A 17,226-nucleotide genomic window follows, 5' to 3' on the forward strand; every position below is an offset into this window, starting at 1 on the left:
GTTTAAGATATTATGAAATTTGAGAGGTACTTTCAGTTAATTGATTTTGTTGAAGCCGAGATTCACGGAATTAAGGGAGAGGTTGAAGGTATTGGTAATAAGCAATCAATGTCACTTCATTTTTTAGCATTAGACCATGCTCGAGCGATAGCTATTTTAATTGATAGGAAGGCCTTTAGTTCAGCATTGGCATTGTTGAGAGTTTTATATGAGAGTTCAATTAGAGGTTGTTGGCTAAAATATTGTGCAAACGAAGAGCAACTTGAACTGTTCATAGAAAATGACCATTTACCCAAATTGAAAAAATTAGTTAAAGAAGTAGATCATAAAATGGACTTCAAAGGTAGTTTAACATCCATTCATGAAAATGATATGGAATGCTTATGTGGCTTTACTCATTCGGGGTTAACTCCAATGAACGCTAATTTCGATGGAAAAACGTATAAAAATGGTTATTCAATTGAGCAAGTTGAAGCTGCGTTAGATTTTGCTGTTTATTATCTTCGTATATCATTTATGGAATTAATTTCATATGCTAATAATCGTGATTTAGAAACCATATTCACAAAATTTGAAACGTATTTAACAAAATAATCAACACGATGCTAATTACACTCGGCGCTCGTGGTTTAGAGTATAATTGGCGTGGTAACTAAAGCGTTCGCACGTGTTATTGAGGCGTTACGTACCAGCGGTAATTTGGAGTTTAAATGTCAATTGAAATGATGAGTCGAGTAGCTCGTTTTAAAGCCAAAGCACAAAATGTTGATTGGCCAGACAACCTCGTAGATTTTGAAAGCTCTAATTTTTGTGTGTCAGGCATAAAGCCTCTTATCGAAGTGATGGATGAAATACATTCATCGTTTGTTTGGTGTTGGTCTATGAAAGATTATTTAAAAAAAACACTTTATGAGTTAAATAAAAATACACATTACTCAGGTAAGAAAAAAACAAATCGAGAAAATTTTGGTGATCATTTCGAAAATGAAGTTAATAAGTATAAAGAGTTAACTTTATGCGCAGATATTGCCAATAGTGAAAAGCATGGTGGGTTAGACCGCAAGCCTAGAAGTGGCGAAAAAGTAAGATTAGATATTTCACATTTGCTAAATATTTCTAAGCATACAATAGCTAATATACAACGATTAGATGGCCAGTATTACATTACTCCGAAATGTAAAGACGCAGTTAAGATAAAGGTTAACATCATAAATGAAAATGATGTGATCATTTCCGATGCATTTCTTTGTATAGATAAAAGTCTTAAAGCTTGGGATGAAATTTCGTCCACATACTCAAGCACATAAAAAATAAGAATAGGTGTCGCGCAGCCGGCACCTTATTCGGGTATTGAACAACCCCGAGCCCTTCTTTATATAGTAAATTACGTGTTTTATCTTGGTGGGCACTTCGTCTTGGAATTAAACCCAAGACGAGCAAAATTCAGATAAATAACAGACCTGTTATTTATCAATTAACTAGCTATTTTTACCATAAATTTAATATCTTCAACCTGTCATGTTAATGCCATTATTCCTATTATGTTCGCCTTTCGGCTAGGTCGTTCGCGTAATGCCAACACACCTCGATATAAATAGCGTGCTGATTGATTGTGAACGCGAAAATCGTCTGGCTATCAATATCATGAACGGTCAGGTTAAACCTTCGCTTAATGTAGGCCCATGCTGTAAAGGGTGAGAAAGAACACTTGATAGCGCTGTTTGTTCGTCGAACTGCACGAGAATAGGCATCAATAGTCGCTGGTCGTTTACCTCGCAGGCTTAAATTGGTAAGGTGTTGTTCATAAAGAAAATTAAATGATTGTTGTTGTGAATATAGGATTGAACTGATAATGATGAGTCTAGTAAATCCCCCTTTAGAGCTGGTCGAGTTTACGCGAATGTATTTGGCAGCTTTCTATTCACTGGTTGCTGCTTTTTATACAGTGCAAATTATTTTAATGAAGCGATCTAATTCCAGAGAGTTAATATTTTCAGGAGAACGATTTTGTGGAACGTGGTGGAACCATATGGCGTTTCGCTTATTTCGAGTTGGTATATGGCTAATCTGTTTATTTAGAGTATTCCAGCCGTCAATTGACAGCTATTTGGGCCTAATACCTATGCTAGAAACCTCCTTAGTTATTTTATCTGGAAATATTTTATTAACGCTAGGATTTATTTCTACAATAATAATTCATCTGAAGTTAGGAAAAACATGGCGTTCTGGAATAGATCCTAACGGGCCTAAAAGTATTATTTCAAAAGGTTTCTATAAATATTCTCGCAATCCAATGTTTTTATGTGTCGCTATTTCCCAGTTTGGTTTTTTCTTAGCAATACCTTCATTGTTTACCTTGATTTGCCTAATTATAGGAATCTACACATTGTATAGTCAGACGCTTGCAGAGGAAAAACACCTATCAAGAGTACTTCCTCTCGAGTATAAAAATTATTCTTCGCAGGTTCGCCGTTGGATATAAAATATGAATTCGGCACACATAACAAAGTGCAGTAACGGACTCATCAAACTGTCATTTTAACTTACGCTTAACGTGGGGTTGAAATAGTGAATTCTAGTTTTTATTCTGCTTAATGCGATGTTATAAGGCTCGAACGAAAAGGATATTACGTGGAAATCAGGTTAGGGGAATTATCAGATGTAAAAGGTATCACGGATATCTTTAACTACTATATTGAACATACCAATGCTCGCTTTGAGGAATCCCCGTTTACATTGGAAAGTCGTAAAAAGTGGTTTTCTCAGTTTTCAGCCAACTCTAAGCATCAACTCTATGTAGCCGTTGAAAATGGAGAACTACTTGGTTTTTCATGCTCTCAACCATATAGAAATATTTCCGCATTTGGTGATACTGTTGAAGCGACCGTTTATTTAACCTCAGCAGCTCAGGGTAAAGGTTTAGGTTCTAAACTATATTCTCAGTTGTTTTCAGCTATTGTTGCCTACGGTGTTCATCGAGTGTTGTCAGGCGTAGCCTTACCAAACGAAGCATCAATTGCACTGCATAAGCATTTTGGCTTTAGAGAAATTGGTGTGTTCAATGAATATGCTAAGAAAAACGGTCAGTACATCAGTTCCATGTGGTTAGAGAAAGAGTTAACTGCAAAGTCTGGCTTATAACAGGGCGTTAATCTCAACTTCGTTATACTTTCAGTAATGCGAACAGTCCAGTTTAAAGCTCAATCGCTAAGCCATTTCGGTCCACAAATGGCTTAGAATGAACCCTCAAACCATGTTGTCTTCTGACAATTCTGCAGTAACAAAATCAATGAAGTGTCTTACTTTTGAAGAGACGTATTTACGACTCGGGTAAATCAAATAGACATTGATTTCTTGATGTTGATAATCATGAAACAATTCGACTAATTTGCCCGTTTCTATTTCGTCACCAAGATTAAAGCGTGGCATGCGGGTAATACCGTGACCAGCAAGGCATAAAGACAGTTCCATTTCAGAGCTGTTGGTGAGTACTCTGCTTTCGACTTGGATCTGATGTTGCTGGCCAGAGTTATGCTTTAAAGACCAAGTATTAGGTTGTTTCAAGTTGCTATAACTAATGACTTTATGCTGTGCTAGGTCAGCGAGTAACTGTGGCGTGCCATGTTGTTGCAGATAATCCGGTGATGCGATTGTGACCCCCAGAGAGCTGAATATTCTCTTGCTGATGAAGGTTGAGTCGTCTAGCTGCGCAGAGCCGCGGATGAGCACATCAAAGCCTTCTGTGACCATATCAACTTTGCGGTTATCTAAATCTAATTCGAGGTTAACCTGTGGGTAGAGGTTTAGAAATTGTGAGAATATGGTTTGCATCCGCGAATTACCAAAACTGGTCGGGCAGCTGACGCGTAATGTGCCTTTAGGCTCTAATTGACGACCGTTTAGGGTTTCTTCTGCTTGCTCGGCATCACTTATTATCTGCTGGCATTGTAGAAAGTAGATTTCACCTTCGGGCGTCAGGCGTAACGAACGCGTGGTTCTGTGCATCAGGCGCACGCCTAGTCTCGACTCTAGTTTGTTAATTTCTTTACTAATATAGGAAGTAGAATGGCCACTGCTTTGAGCGGCGAGGGTAAAGCTGCCTGTATTGACGACTTCCACAAATATGACCATGCCATTGAGCAACTGCGCATTATAAGCCAAATTAAATCCTTTTCTATTAGTATGTGAATAACCACCATCTTAGTCAATTAAGAGTCATATGGAAATAATCATTTACCATTCATGCTATTAATCTTTTGCCATGCTTACTTTATTATTAACTCATCAAGTTTGCAGGATGAGATAGCGGTTAAGAATTGCAAACGTATAAATTGAATTTATAAATCGAATTTTAAAAGGAATAAATATGAAAGTATTAGCATTAGCAGCAAGTAACAGCCGTCAGTCAATTAATAAGCAACTCGTGAGTTATGCGGGTGAAGTATTAACATCAAAAATAATCGCCAACGCAGAAGTTGAAGTGATTGATATTAATGACTTTGAAATGGCGTTGTATAGTATTGATCGTGAAACAGAAAGCGGTATTCCACAGCAAGCACAAGCGTTTTACGACAAAATAAGTAGTGTTGATGCCATTATCATTTCGTATGCTGAGCATAATGGCTCGTATACAGCCGCATTTAAAAACTTATTCGATTGGACTTCGCGTATTGATCCTAAGGTCTATCAAGGCAAAAAAATGCTTATGTTAGCGACTTCACCTGGTCCCGGTGGCGCTGGCAGTGTATTAGCGGCAGCAACAGGCTCTGCACCTTATTTTGCTGGTGAAGTAACAGCCTCGCTTTCAGTGGGTAGTTTTTACGATAATTTTGATATGGAAACAGGTCAATTACGTAACGAAGAAATACAGAAACAACTCGAAGATGCGCTTGCTACGTTGAAATAATGTCAGCATCACTGAAAATTAGTAGTAAATAAACTATAGAGTTAATGCTCTATAGTTTATTGGGTTTGGAAAAATAATTACTATTTTTTTGGAGTATGAAAAATATGTTTTTGTACTTGTTGATATTAACCTTAGTGATATGTAAGGATTATATAGCAATTTATTTATTATCATTGGCTGCGCTATTTTATAGGTGATTTCGCTTTAATTTCAGATGAAACTAAAAGGTGGCCAAATAGACTAAACATATGCTTTATTGTATATTCCCGCCTCGCGATTTTGGTATTTGTGTGAGGGTAGGTTTTTGGGTATTAGTATTAAGACTAAAATAACAGTGGTATTTAGCATTATTATGCTTTGCCTGGCTATTTTATTTGTTGTTTTTTCAGCGCAAGGTTTAGTTGCAGAAAAGCGTATTAGTTTGACAATACAATCTAAACAATCCATGAGTTCAATTCAAGAAGTCACTAAACTGTGGGTTAAAAATAAAGAACAACAACTTAAAAACTTACACGCTTATCTATCTGATGCCGATCAAGACTTGACGCAAACTCGAAAAATTCTCAAACGGGCATTGTTTGATGACACGTTAGTGAGTGCTTATATTGGCCTGAATGATGGTCGCTTTATTCTTGATGACAACATCATGGAACAAAAAGTCGTTGCCAGTGGTTATGATCCGCGTTCTCGCCCTTGGTACCAAGCTGCAATCACATCGAATAAACCAGTATTACTTAATCCCTATACCACTGGCGATGAAAGCCAAGAAACTGTTATCACCCTCGCGCTACCTTATATTGTTGATGGTGCCATTCAAGGTGTCGTCGGCATTGATTCCTCTGTTAGTTTGTTGCAAACCATGTTGCGTCGTATTCCAGTACCAAGTAATTCACAAGTGATGATGATGGATTCTGAAGGTGTTATTTTGGCGCACAGCCAAGATGGTCTGCAACTAAAAAAAATCACTGATATTATCCCTGCAATAAGTCAATTTAGCGGCGAATCACCTATGGTTCGCACCGAGGTGAATGGTGTTGATTCTTACATCATTAAAGAACCAGTACTTGAAGGCTGGTCAATGGTGATTGTGTTAGACCGTGATGCCATGGTTAAACCACTGCGTGATCGTATCGTTAACTTATTATTATTTACTATTGGGCTGATTTTTATTGGCTGTATCATTACTATGTGGGTATCGAATCAACTGATTAAACAATTGGTTGTTGTTGATAAACTGTTATCACAAGCCGCGCAAGGCAAGGGCGATCTGACCATCACGTTAGCGGTAAAATCAAAAGATGAAGTCGGTTCTATTTGTCATAGTTTTAATGGTTTCAATGCGTCATTAAAAGATATGCTAACCGCTTTATCTGTCAGTATGCAGGAAGTAACTAATACTTCTCAGCGTGTAAAAGGCGTTGCTACCGAATCTGCAAGCAATGTTATAAATCAACAAGCTGAAATTGAAAATGTATCAACTGCAGTCCACGAAATGAATGCGGCTGCGTATGAAATTGCGCAAAATATTTCGCGCAGCTCAGACTCAACGAAAGATGCAGAAAACGCAGTGTTAAAGAGTTATCAAGAAGTAGATGCGACTTGTAAAAATGCTGAACAAATCATGCAAGAAGTGAAAAAATCGGCAGGAATGGTGGTTGCACTGAGTCAGCAGACAGAGCAAATTAACAGTGTTATTGATGTGATTAATGCCATCGCCGATCAAACTAACTTATTGGCATTAAATGCAGCCATTGAAGCGGCCCGAGCAGGTAAACATGGTCGAGGTTTTGCGGTGGTCGCGGATGAAGTGCGTAACTTGGCAACTAAGACACAAAGCTCAACAGCTGAAATCAGACTGACGATTGAAAACTTGCAAAATGATGCGCAATCTTTGGTTGCAGTGATGCAGGACAATACGACATTAACAGAAAGCACCCTTGAACAAGCGTCATTAGCGTCAGCAACGTTAAATACCGTTGTAGCCTCTATTCAAGAGATTAATGATATGTCGGCGCAAATTGCAGCAGCATCAGAAGAACAGCATGTCGTGAGTGAAGAGCTTGGTCGTAATATTGAAACTATCCATCAATTGTCACGCCAAGTTACCGAGCAAGCAAGGGTGACTGACGATGCCAGTACACAGTTAGAAAACGTCGTCAGTCAAGCAGCAGTGCAGTTATCGCAATTCAAAACAGTGTGATTTTAAAATGCGTGAGTGTAAAGCCGTTCATTTAAGGTGAACGGCATTTTTATCGCTGCCTAACGATAGAGCTGGCCTATGCAGTTCCTTTTTACTCGTTAGTTTTAAATTGAACAATTAAGCGTTGCATAGTGTCTAATTTGCTGACTAGTAGATGAGTGTTCTCTACCGACTTTTCACTGGTTTTAGACGTTGCAGTGCTCAGTTGACTAATATTTTCAATATTTCGTGAAATTTCATCGCTTACACAAGCTTGCTCTTCGACTGCAGACGCAATCTGATGACTGCTATCGGTGACTAATTTTAGTTTATTATTTATTTTCGATAAATGCTCACCAGTCTCCGCGGCCAAATCATTACATTGTTTGGATAATTCTGCGCCACGCTCGACAGAGTTAACTGCTTTACCCGCTGACGCTTGTAATTTTTCTATCATCTGCTGGATTTCACCTGTTGATTCTTGCGTTTTTTTAGCTAAAGAGCGTACTTCATCGGCAACAACTGCAAATCCTCGACCCTGTTCACCAGCACGCGCTGCTTCAATTGCTGCATTTAATGCTAGCAAGTTAGTTTGGTCTGCAATTGCACCAATGACGTCTAGGACTGTTTCTATTTGTAGGCAATCCTCTGACAATAGGTTGATTACTTGTTTCGAATTATCTAATTCTTGGTGTAATGAATGGACGGAATCTATTGTTGTCTCAACACTTTGCAGCCCTGCTATAGACATTTCTTGTGCTTCGAAATTTAATGATGATGCTTCAACAGCACTTTTGGAAATATCACGAACAGACAATGACATCTGTTCCATAGCAACACTGACTTGTTCGGTAGCATCATTTTGTTGGGTTATATTGGTCTGTATTTTTTGACCTTGCACCAGTTCATCTTCTGCGGATTGGAGAATTTCAGCTGATGTTTCACTGACTCTTCCGACAATTGCACGTAATTCAGCTTGACGCATTTTTAACGCTAATTCGACTGTTGAAAGGTCATCTTTGTTACCTGTATAAATATATTCCATTAACGCATTATCGTATGCTTTATTAGCGAGTTTATTTAGATCTCTCAATCGGTTATTTGTCCAAATTACGGTAAGAGAGTTTAAGCTAGCTGCGATGATACCTATGGACAGTAATACTGCATTGGAAGTAAGTAAATATGCGTCTAAAAATAGCAGGCTGAGCGCAGCTAAGGTGAGCATTATAGTACTTTGCTTCAAGCGTAATGCTGATCTTAACGTGGTCTTACCTGCCTTCATATTGGCATAAGTTTCTGCTGCTCTAGTTACTGAATCAGAATCAGGTTTACTTCTAACTGACTGATATTCTATCACTTTACCTTTATTGTTTTTAATTGGTGTGACAAAAGCAGAAACCCAGTAATAATCTCCATTTTTGCAATTGTTTTTTACTAACCCCATCCAACTTTTACCGGCACCAAGATATTGCCATAATTGTGTAAAGGCTTGCTTAGGCATATCTTGGTGACGGACTAGGTTATGTGGTTGATTGTACATTTCATTTGCGGTATAGCCGGCAACATCAAGGAAGTTTTTGTTTGTGTGGGTAATATTACTTTGTGGATCGGTTGTTGAAATAAGATCTATTGAAGCAGAATAATCTATTTCACTAGAGTACTGCTTTGCCGTAACGCGTGTTGTTGATATTGCCATCGTTAATTCTCTTTATAATATAGAGTTAATGTAACCTTGGTTAAGCCAATGTAAGAAAGTGTAAGCTATTGATAATAAAGGTTATGTTCATTTGTGGAATCTATCATGTAATACGAGGATATGCATCAATACTTACGGTTTTTTAGGCTGAACACATTTAGTTTTACTTTTTATATTTATTATCATAAACTTATCGATGGTTAATAAATGTACAGCGTCATGAGTGGTTTATTAAGAGGGTTTTAAGTAGCGCTTATGCATACTACCTAAGCTATATGGAGATATATGGAGATATATGGAGATATAGCTTAGGTAGTACAAAATTGCTTATAAAATAATTTAGATGGTGATATTTAGTCGGCATAGACAATATCTATGGCTTTTTAATGTAGCCAGAACATACGTTCTGGCTATTCTTATTACCTAGTTTCCAAAGCCGTTAAACTTTCTAAGCGTTTAAGTAAAAATTCATAAAAACACTTCACACGGGCGCTGTGCTTTGAATCTTTATGATATACAAACCACATAGCCTCTTCAGACTCCGGTGAGTTTAAAGTCACTTGTACCAATGATGGGTATCGCTGGGCTTGGTGTTCCCCGATAGGTCCAATGCCCATGCCTTCTATAACCGCTTGGCTTACATCAGGGAAGTGGCTGCTCTGAAATACAATTCTATCTTTATCAATATTATCGACGATATGGCGCACAAAAGGGATCCGATACTTGTCCGGTGTCGGTAAGATCCAGTGGTGATCATTGAGTGTGCTATCTGTTGTCGGTAGCCCAAATGCTTTAACGTACTCAGCAGAGGCATAGTAGCTTGTTTTAAAACGGGTTAATTGCTTGACGATTAAATCTGTGCCGTTTGGCTTTGGACCCACGCGTAACGAGACGTGCGCAGCACCGGATTCTAATGGCACGATGTCATCTGTCGACAATAGCGTAATGCGTATTGCTGGATAGATGTCCCTGAAAGCCTTTAATGCAGGTGCTAGCTGTGAAGAATAAGAACTGATCGTGGAAATACGCAACTCACCGCTAATCTTACTTTCTACATTCTGTAGCTGATGCTCTAGTTTACTAAAGCGAGTGATTAGGCTCGGTAACTCCGCAAGCAAGATCGCCCCAGCATCTGTTAGCTTGTAACCACGCTGGTGGCGAAAAAATAATTTTACTTCCAAAGCTGTTTCGAGTTGATTAATACGTCGTAGTACTGTCGCATGGTTGATATTTAGTGATTTACCTGCTTGGCTTAAACTACCGTCAATGGCAACTTGATACGCTATTTTATAATTATCCCAAGAAATATTCTTCATATCAACACTCTTTTAAGTCGCTTTAAATTGATGGAGGTTTCGATGAAACAATCGCTTACGAGAGTTATTACGAATGAGGCTATCTAAATTAATGTAAAAGTTCTGTGCATTTATGCACAATAGTTTCTCATTAATCACTATTTTTTAATAGTCACAATCACAGTACTATGAACTAACTGATGTAGGGGACATATTCGAATGTTAAGAAATACGACAACGGCTTATGGTTGGGTGGCCATTTTATTACACTGGCTTATGGCGCTAACCATTTTTGGTATGTTTGGCCTAGGCTTATATATGGTAGAGCTAACCTATTACGACGCTTGGTACAAAGGCTCACTCGATTTGCATAAAAGCATCGGTATTCTATTACTTGGCCTGTTATTTATCCGCACACTGTGGCGTTGTATCAATATCAATCCAGATAGCGCAGATGAGCATGCCAGCAAATTTGAATTGAAAAGTGCGCACTTAGTGCATCTCGGTTTATATCTTCTGATGTTTACGTTAATGATGTCAGGATACTTAATTTCGACTGCGGATGGTCGTGGCATCAATGTGTTTGAGGTGTTTACCGTACCCGCAATTCCATTCGCTGTTGATAATCAAGAAGACATAGCAGGTCAAATTCATGAGATTTTGGCGTGGGCGTTAATTGTCTTAGCTGGTATTCATGGGTTAGCCGCGATTAAGCACCACTTTATTAATAAGAATAATACGTTAGTACGTATGCTTAAAGTCAAAAAATAGCAACCGACTGTCACTTTACGCGTTGTAAAACAGCAATTAAATATAAAAAATAATGAAGGATAATCAGATGAAAAAACAAATTTTAGCCGCTGCCATTGCAGCAAGTTCACTATTCGCGGCTGTAGCGCCAAACGTAGCACAAGCTGCAGATTATAAAGTCGATGTTGCAGGTGCGCATGCTTCTGTTCAATTTAAAATTAAGCATTTAGGTTACAGCTGGTTACTTGGTCGCTTTAATACCTTTGATGGCGGTTTCTCTTATGATGCTAAATCACCAAACGCATCACAAATCAACATGGTTATTAATACTGCAAGTTTAGATTCAAACCATGCAGAACGTGATAAGCATTTAAAAAGTGATGATTTTCTTGATGTGAAAAAATTCCCCAAAGCAACATTTCAAAGTCAAAGTATGACATTCACCGATGCTGATAATGGCACTGTAACGGGTGATTTTACCCTTAAAGGTGTGACTAAGACCATCACTTTCCCTGTGACTAAGATTGGTGAAGGTTCAGATCCTTGGGGCGGTTACCGTGTTGGTTTTACTGGCGAAACAAGCCTTAAATTAACGGATTACGGTATTACGACTAACCTTGGCCCAGCATCTACTCATGTAGACATGACCTTGAATATTGAAGGTGTTCGTCAGTAATCCGATTTACAGATGTAGCTAAATATAGCCAGTAACGACTGAGCGGGTAAGCTTGCTTGACCTCTATTTTACTGGCTGCTGTTGGATAAGTAACCATTTGTAGTTATGATTCCTTGTTCGGCAGTTTATTTTTAGCTGAATTGTAATTTATTTTAGTTTTTTTTAACTATTATTTACGAGCATATCCTTCTTTGAATAACACGTATCACGTTAGTGTTAGATAGCATCTAAATCGAGCATGATCCCCGCCATATTATCAATTTTAGCTTTGCCCTCTATTTAGAATATTTTGATGTTATAAGTATTTTTATCTACCATTTTTTACAATAAAAAATATTGGTTTAACATCATTTTCTTAATGGTCTTTTATTTTAATTTATCAATTATTAGAATTGCTTAGGTCAACTAATTAGACAGATGGTCACGGTGTAATTAATTTAATATCATAGAGGGTCTTGGTATTATTAGGCACAGGTAATGAAAGTAATTAAACCCGTTAGTATTGTTTTAGTTGTTGGCGTTAGCTTACTATTATTTATACTACGCCCATTTGGTTTTACTGATAAAGATGTGCCTATTGAAATCGGTACTGCGACCGAAAATATTTTCTCTCCTGATGCTGCGCTCGCTGAATTACCTTATGGTAATGCTGTGCTTGCCGCCCGCGATATATCCCGATTTGATGGCGAAGAAGCCTTACTTAGAATCGACCTTTTAGACCAGCGCGGTACATTTCAAGCTCATCCTTTATACCAAGCTTATTACTTTATGATCATGAATAACATCATGTTGCGTTTAGGTCGGATTGATGATGCTGTTGCCTATGCTAATCAATTGCTGGATTACGCAAAAGAAAACAATATGCAATGGGTAAAAGCGAGTGCTTTATCTGAATTAGCGATTGAACGCACCAAGCGTGGTGAGTTGGATATTGCATTGGTTTACTTAAATGAGTCTGTGCGTATCAGCAAAGAGATTAATTACCAAGGTCTGCTTATTAAGTCCTACAATACGTTAGGCGTTATCAGTAATATTTCGGGCGACTATGCTAAAGCGCAAACTTACCTTCATAATGGCTTAAAGTTGGTCGAGAGCAATCCTGAACATCTGTATTACAGCAAGATTATTGCCAACCTAGCGCTTATTTATATTTATTTAGAAGAGTGGCATAAGGCGCTAGAATACATTGAAAAGTCGAAACATATATACAAAAATGGTAGATGGTTAGAGCCATCAATCATGACTATATTGTTGTCTAACGAGTCTCATGTTTATTTTCGTTTAGGCGATGCAGTTCAGGCTCGTCGCGCATATTCACAAGCAGATGAAACCCTGGTGAAAGAATCTAGTTTACGCCTACAATCGATAGTATCAAATGAGTTATCTAATGTACTTTATCTAGAGCAGCAGTATGAAGCTGCGATTGCAGAGTCTAATCGTTGCCTGAATCTTGTCGGTATTCAAGCGCTACCGTTACAGCGTGGTAATTGTTATACCAGTAAAGCACGTAGTGAAATTAAACTGGAGAATTATTTTACCGCACTGCATGATCTAGATGATGCAATTGCAGAAAATAATAAGATATCAAATTCAGTTTCCCTTTCCGGCAATCATAAATTATTATCAGAGGTCCATGAAGAACTTGGTAATGATATTGAAGCGCTGCAATTTTTTAAGCTGTATTATATCGAAAATAAGAAAGCATTATTTGACCAACGCCAGAGTGAATTATATATGCTCGAAGAGTCCTTTAATGCGGAAAATTCACGTAATACATTGGCATTATTAAAAACCCAAAATGACTTAAAAGACCTTGAATTAGAAAGGCAGAAACTGGGTGTGCGTGTTGTTTTTGGGATGATATTTTTTGTCTTACTTAGCCTAGGTTACGTGATTAGAAAAAATGCGACGATTGCGAAGAAAAATGAACGATTACAGTGTTCAAATACCGATTTAGTTGAATTATCAACACGGGATGCTTTAACTGGTTTATATAATCGTCGTCATTTTGATGATTATATACGTGGGCTAAAACAAGATAGTGCCTTTTACCATAATTCAAATTTTACATTAGCGATAATGGATCTCGATCATTTCAAAATGATTAATGATAGTCACGGTCATGATGTGGGCGATCTCGTTTTAATTGAAGTTGCAAAACGCTTTATGTTGAACTTACCATCATCAGATTTAATTATTCGTTGGGGTGGGGAAGAGTTTATCTGTGTTATTGAAAATAAAGACAATGTATCAAGTTTACAGATGTTAAAAAAAGTGTGGTCGGCAATAACAGACGAACCTGTTTCGACACCGGCAGGCGATATTAATATCACATTATCAATTGGTGCTGTCACAGATATTCCGGCTGTAGAGTTCATGGCTCGTCACACTGAACTACTTAAACGCGCAGATGAACGATTATATAAAGCCAAGCACACGGGTCGTAATCAAATTATCGCAATAGATTAAAATCCGACATATACAGTTAGCTATGTGTCGGGCTTTGTATATCGTTTCCGGTATGGTTTTCTATTGTGGTTTTATGCTGAGTTTTAAGCCTGAATGTATTACTCGATTAAGTGATGATAACAACAATACGGTAATATTTGGTAATGGTGCGAATGATCTCGCCTGTCAATAAGGTGAGCACCTTGTCGTTATTGGATCTTATATTTACAATTTAAGCCACTGTATTGAGTTTGCGAAAGAAGCCAGCCTTTCAACCGTCAGTGCTGCAAAATCACTTTTGATAAAGGTCTTATTACACGAGACGATGGCGGTTATTTAACTGTTAGCACCATTAAGCTAGATTAAATAAGGCGATTAGCTCAAGCAGTTAGTCGCTGTAATATGCTGACTAACTGCAATTATATTTACTCCTTGATATATCCTACTTCTCTACTTATTTAAGCTGTTTCACATAATCGTGAATCTTCATAATCAACCTTAGACCGAGAGCTGATTTTTGTCGCACTGCTGGTCATATTAGCAATCTCATCAATACTTTCTTGCTTGATATTTTGATTACTTTGTGACGATGATAATAATTGAATATGATCCGTTACACTTTCTATTGCGCAATCTAGAACTTCATTTTCAAGTGCAGCGAAAGCATCATCAATATAATCTGCTAACTCGGTTAAATCAGGCAATGCAGAACGGCAAGCAACAAGACCTACATGAATTGAACCGTTGTAACTGTATAAGGTAATGTTTAAAGACATACCTGGCGGCAATACCGAGATTGGGAAGCACTTATCCATTTTTGCGCCCATCATGTATAAGGCTTTACTTGGCCCTGGCACATTAGAGATTAATACATTGCCCATTGGTGGCAATATGGTATCTAGATTAAGTAATTCACTGGCAGCAGCTAAGCCTTGACTTGCTAATGTATAACTCGTTAATGCTTCTTTACTCAGTTGTTTTGTTTCATTTTTTAACTTTAAGCACGACTCTTTGACTGTCATTAGTCGCTCAAGTGGGCGCTCGCCAGCGTAAGCGAGTTCAACTAAGCTAATGGCAACTTGGTTATTTGACACTTTATCTGATGCATCACGTAAGCTCATCGGCATTTGTGCAACAAGCGGTTTTTTAAGTACTACATTACGTGTTTCTAGGTAGTTATGGATTGCCATATCGCAAATAGTAACGACCACATCGTTAATGGTTGCGCCTGTAACACGACCTAATGTTTTCACTCGTGCTAATGGCAGTGATGTCATTGCCGCGCGGCGTGCACGTTTTGGACTAACTGAAAACGGGGTTTTCGGTGCCATGAAGGGGGTTGGCATATCGGCTTTATACATGTTCGTTGCTTGGAACAGTAATTTTGTTGTTAACTTAGTTAATGATGGAATTGATTTAACGTGCCCTGATACCAGTTTAGATGTATCAGTAAGCAGTGTTAATGCGCTTTTCGCTACGCGCTCTTTTTGCGGGCGCTCAACAGACCAAAATGCTGTCATTTGTGATTCTGCATTTTTGCTGAGATAAGCCATTAACAATTGATTGGCTTTTGCGCCATCTGTAAATGCGTGGTGTACTTTAACGTAGATAGCAAATTTGTTGTCTGCTAAGCCATCAATAAGGATCATCTCCCATAATGGACGGCTACGATCAAGCAAGGTTTCATGCTGGTGCTCAACAAAGCTCAGTAACTGATTGTCATTACCTGGCTGTGGCAGCATGGCGAAACGAACATGGTATGACAAATCGATATTGTCATCTTCTTGCCAGAAGTATTGGCCGGTAATTTGTTTCTTGAGTTTTTGGTTGAACGGTTTTTTAACATCTTGTTGTGACATTAAATTATCAAATAGGTCTCGACTAAAGTTACCTTGATAGTTTTCTGGTGTTGAGAATATTTGTAATCCTGCGACATGTTTTGGGCTTGTTACTGTTTCTGTGTATAAAAAACCCATATCAACTAACGTGAGTGCTTCCATAGCCATTTCCTATTTTTTAATGAGATTGATAGTTTGCGCCCGATTGAGTCGTACCGCACATACCATCACATTTGATGTTATGACTTACTGTCACGGATGTTAAAGTTATATACATGATACACGTGTACTCCCAAAGTAATATATCATTTTGACATTAATTTACCTAAACGACATATTATGTGACTCACTGACGTGATTTTAAATACATGAATTTAAACGTTTAAATAGAATATTTTAAATGCGCATTTAAGTTAGATAGTTGCTAGAGTATGTGTTTGGAGATTGTAAAAGAGATATTAAACTAGAGGGAGTTGTTATTGATGAGGTTATTATCGGTAACTTTGTCGTTGATTAGCTTTTAATGCTACCAGTCACTGTTGCACTGATGGCTGTTATGAGTGAAGGTAAAAACTATTTAGCGTCAGGTTTAAAATTAGTCTCAGGTTTAAAAATAAGTGTTTCAGTGATATTAATCAGTGGTGTCGAATTAAAAAATCGCATTTTATATTCAGTCTGCTGATTATTACTTCGCGCGCGCACAGCCAGTGCAACTCTGTGGGTATTATTTGGATAGAACAGCCAATGACGCCAAATGTTGGGATTATCAATACGGTGAGGTGCAAAGCTTAATTTAATGGTATCAATACAATGCTGGTTTTCTTGCTGATCTTCTTGTTGATACTGCTGTTGAAAGCCTTCGGGTAGCGTGAAGCTGAAATCTTTCAACGGGATCGATAAACCCAAGCCCCATGCTTTGATATAAGATTCTTTTAACGTCCAGTAATCAAAAAAACGACTGGTTTGTTGTGCAGTGGGTTGAGTAAGTAAATCATTGAATTCACTATCTGAGAATGAATGTTTAGCAATACTCAAGACATTACTGCTACGCAGTGTATTTTCGACATCACAACCGATATCATCATTGAGCATGACGGCACAAATGATTAAGTTATCGGTATGACTAATATTAAAGCGCAGTGGGAGTGGGGGATTCGCTATCTCTGGTTTATCCTTTTCCCCCTTCACAAACTGCCAATCAGCCGGTAAAACATCTGCATAGTGAGATAATAAATCACGGACGAAAGCACGAGTGATGAGAGCATTGTGACGATCTTTTTCAAATCGAAAGCGTTGTTGTTTTATTGTTTCTGCAGGTGATAACAGTTGGCTATAAGCCTGTAATAATTCAGGCTGTTGGATAGTTTGCGGAGTAACCGACCATAAATGGATTTCATTTGTAGTGAGGGTGAGCTTATCTTTTACGCCGCTGTACATA

The 17,226-nt window shown here is 38.0% G+C and carries 15 protein-coding genes; 10 read left to right on the plus strand and 5 right to left on the minus strand.

Annotation, left to right across the window (positions count from 1 at the left end):
- Window positions 1–12 precede the first annotated feature (12 nt).
- The 4 genes from FR932_RS05230 to FR932_RS05245 all read left to right on the plus strand — a co-directional run bounded on the left by FR932_RS05230 (window position 13) and on the right by FR932_RS05245 (window position 3,141).
- A complete protein-coding gene (locus FR932_RS05230; RefSeq protein WP_019439901.1) occupies window positions 13–594 on the plus strand; it encodes a DUF6988 family protein in 582 nt (193 codons plus the stop codon).
- A gap of 116 nt (window positions 595–710) precedes the next feature.
- A complete protein-coding gene (locus FR932_RS05235; RefSeq protein WP_019439900.1) occupies window positions 711–1,307 on the plus strand; it encodes a hypothetical protein in 597 nt (198 codons plus the stop codon).
- A gap of 545 nt (window positions 1,308–1,852) precedes the next feature.
- A complete protein-coding gene (locus FR932_RS05240; RefSeq protein ID WP_019439899.1) occupies window positions 1,853–2,482 on the plus strand; it encodes a methyltransferase family protein in 630 nt (209 codons plus the stop codon).
- 149 nt (window positions 2,483–2,631) lie between these two features.
- Window positions 2,632–3,141 (plus strand): GNAT family N-acetyltransferase, encoded by a 510-nt coding sequence (locus FR932_RS05245; RefSeq protein ID WP_019439898.1) that lies wholly within the window; start codon window positions 2,632–2,634, stop codon window positions 3,139–3,141.
- Between the two features lie 105 nt (window positions 3,142–3,246).
- On the opposite strand, the gene FR932_RS05250 is transcribed toward FR932_RS05245, so the two are convergent.
- Complete coding sequence (locus FR932_RS05250) at window positions 3,247–4,161, minus strand: LysR family transcriptional regulator (protein ID WP_019439897.1); 915 nt, start codon at window positions 4,159–4,161, stop codon at window positions 3,247–3,249.
- Between the two features lie 205 nt (window positions 4,162–4,366).
- Here FR932_RS05250 and FR932_RS05255 point away from each other — a divergent pair, with 205 nt between their 5' ends.
- Together FR932_RS05255 and FR932_RS05260 are read left to right on the plus strand one after the other, a co-directional pair.
- Complete coding sequence (locus FR932_RS05255; protein ID WP_019439896.1) at window positions 4,367–4,906, plus strand: NADPH-dependent FMN reductase; 540 nt, start codon at window positions 4,367–4,369, stop codon at window positions 4,904–4,906.
- A gap of 304 nt (window positions 4,907–5,210) precedes the next feature.
- Window positions 5,211–7,106, plus strand: a complete 1,896-nt coding sequence (locus tag FR932_RS05260) for a methyl-accepting chemotaxis protein (protein ID WP_019439895.1) — start codon at window positions 5,211–5,213, stop codon at window positions 7,104–7,106.
- 91 nt (window positions 7,107–7,197) lie between these two features.
- On the opposite strand, the gene FR932_RS05265 is transcribed toward FR932_RS05260, so the two are convergent.
- Both FR932_RS05265 and FR932_RS05270 read right to left on the minus strand, forming a co-directional pair.
- Window positions 7,198–8,781, minus strand: a complete 1,584-nt coding sequence (locus FR932_RS05265) for a methyl-accepting chemotaxis protein (RefSeq protein ID WP_019439894.1) — start codon at window positions 8,779–8,781, stop codon at window positions 7,198–7,200.
- A 419-nt stretch (window positions 8,782–9,200) separates the two neighbouring features.
- Window positions 9,201–10,097: a LysR family transcriptional regulator gene (locus FR932_RS05270; RefSeq protein WP_019439893.1), complete on the minus strand. Its 897-nt coding sequence runs from the start codon at window positions 10,095–10,097 to the stop codon at window positions 9,201–9,203.
- A 198-nt stretch (window positions 10,098–10,295) separates the two neighbouring features.
- Between FR932_RS05270 and FR932_RS05275 the strand changes: the two genes are divergently transcribed.
- The 4 genes from FR932_RS05275 (at window position 10,296) to FR932_RS21875 (ending at window position 14,316) form a co-directional block, all read left to right on the plus strand.
- On the plus strand, window positions 10,296–10,847 hold the full coding sequence (locus FR932_RS05275; protein ID WP_019439892.1) for a cytochrome b: 552 nt from the start codon (window positions 10,296–10,298) through the stop codon (window positions 10,845–10,847).
- 67 nt (window positions 10,848–10,914) lie between these two features.
- Window positions 10,915–11,502 carry a YceI family protein gene (locus FR932_RS05280; RefSeq protein ID WP_019439891.1) on the plus strand — a complete coding sequence of 196 codons (588 nt, stop codon included), beginning with the start codon at window positions 10,915–10,917 and terminating at the stop codon, window positions 11,500–11,502.
- Window positions 11,503–11,979: 477 nt separating this feature from the next.
- A complete protein-coding gene (locus tag FR932_RS05285) occupies window positions 11,980–13,971 on the plus strand; it encodes a tetratricopeptide repeat-containing diguanylate cyclase (protein ID WP_019439890.1) in 1,992 nt (663 codons plus the stop codon).
- Window positions 13,972–14,262: 291 nt separating this feature from the next.
- The gene (locus FR932_RS21875) at window positions 14,263–14,316 is read left to right on the plus strand and encodes a hypothetical protein (RefSeq protein ID WP_425325883.1); all 54 of its coding nucleotides are present in this window, start codon (window positions 14,263–14,265) and stop codon (window positions 14,314–14,316) included.
- A 92-nt stretch (window positions 14,317–14,408) separates the two neighbouring features.
- Here FR932_RS21875 and FR932_RS05295 read toward each other — a convergent pair whose 3' ends face one another.
- Complete coding sequence (locus FR932_RS05295; protein WP_019439889.1) at window positions 14,409–15,950, minus strand: wax ester/triacylglycerol synthase family O-acyltransferase; 1,542 nt, start codon at window positions 15,948–15,950, stop codon at window positions 14,409–14,411.
- A 411-nt stretch (window positions 15,951–16,361) separates the two neighbouring features.
- A complete protein-coding gene (locus FR932_RS05300; RefSeq protein ID WP_019439888.1) occupies window positions 16,362–17,225 on the minus strand; it encodes a 4'-phosphopantetheinyl transferase family protein in 864 nt (287 codons plus the stop codon).
- Window position 17,226: the final 1 nt, after the last annotated feature.

It is taken from the genome of Moritella marina ATCC 15381 (assembly GCF_008931805.1).
GTDB lineage: Bacteria > Pseudomonadota > Gammaproteobacteria > Enterobacterales > Moritellaceae > Moritella > Moritella marina.

Bases quoted from the DNA above. Each gene is read 5' to 3' on its own strand.
- FR932_RS05285 (WP_019439890.1), top strand. From the start codon at position 11,980: ATGAAAGTAATTAAACCCGTTAGTATTGTTTTAGTTGTTGGCGTTAGC.
- FR932_RS05300 (WP_019439888.1), bottom strand. From the start codon at position 17,225: ATGTACAGCGGCGTAAAAGATAAGCTCACCCTCACTACAAATGAAATC.
- FR932_RS05270 (WP_019439893.1), bottom strand. From the start codon at position 10,097: ATGAAGAATATTTCTTGGGATAATTATAAAATAGCGTATCAAGTTGCC.
- FR932_RS05255 (WP_019439896.1), top strand. From the start codon at position 4,367: ATGAAAGTATTAGCATTAGCAGCAAGTAACAGCCGTCAGTCAATTAAT.
- FR932_RS05275 (WP_019439892.1), top strand. From the start codon at position 10,296: ATGTTAAGAAATACGACAACGGCTTATGGTTGGGTGGCCATTTTATTA.
- FR932_RS05280 (WP_019439891.1), top strand. From the start codon at position 10,915: ATGAAAAAACAAATTTTAGCCGCTGCCATTGCAGCAAGTTCACTATTC.
- FR932_RS05265 (WP_019439894.1), bottom strand. From the start codon at position 8,781: ATGGCAATATCAACAACACGCGTTACGGCAAAGCAGTACTCTAGTGAA.
- FR932_RS05295 (WP_019439889.1), bottom strand. From the start codon at position 15,950: ATGGAAGCACTCACGTTAGTTGATATGGGTTTTTTATACACAGAAACA.
- FR932_RS05240 (WP_019439899.1), top strand. From the start codon at position 1,853: ATGATGAGTCTAGTAAATCCCCCTTTAGAGCTGGTCGAGTTTACGCGA.
- FR932_RS05230 (WP_019439901.1), top strand. From the start codon at position 13: ATGAAATTTGAGAGGTACTTTCAGTTAATTGATTTTGTTGAAGCCGAG.
- FR932_RS05235 (WP_019439900.1), top strand. From the start codon at position 711: ATGTCAATTGAAATGATGAGTCGAGTAGCTCGTTTTAAAGCCAAAGCA.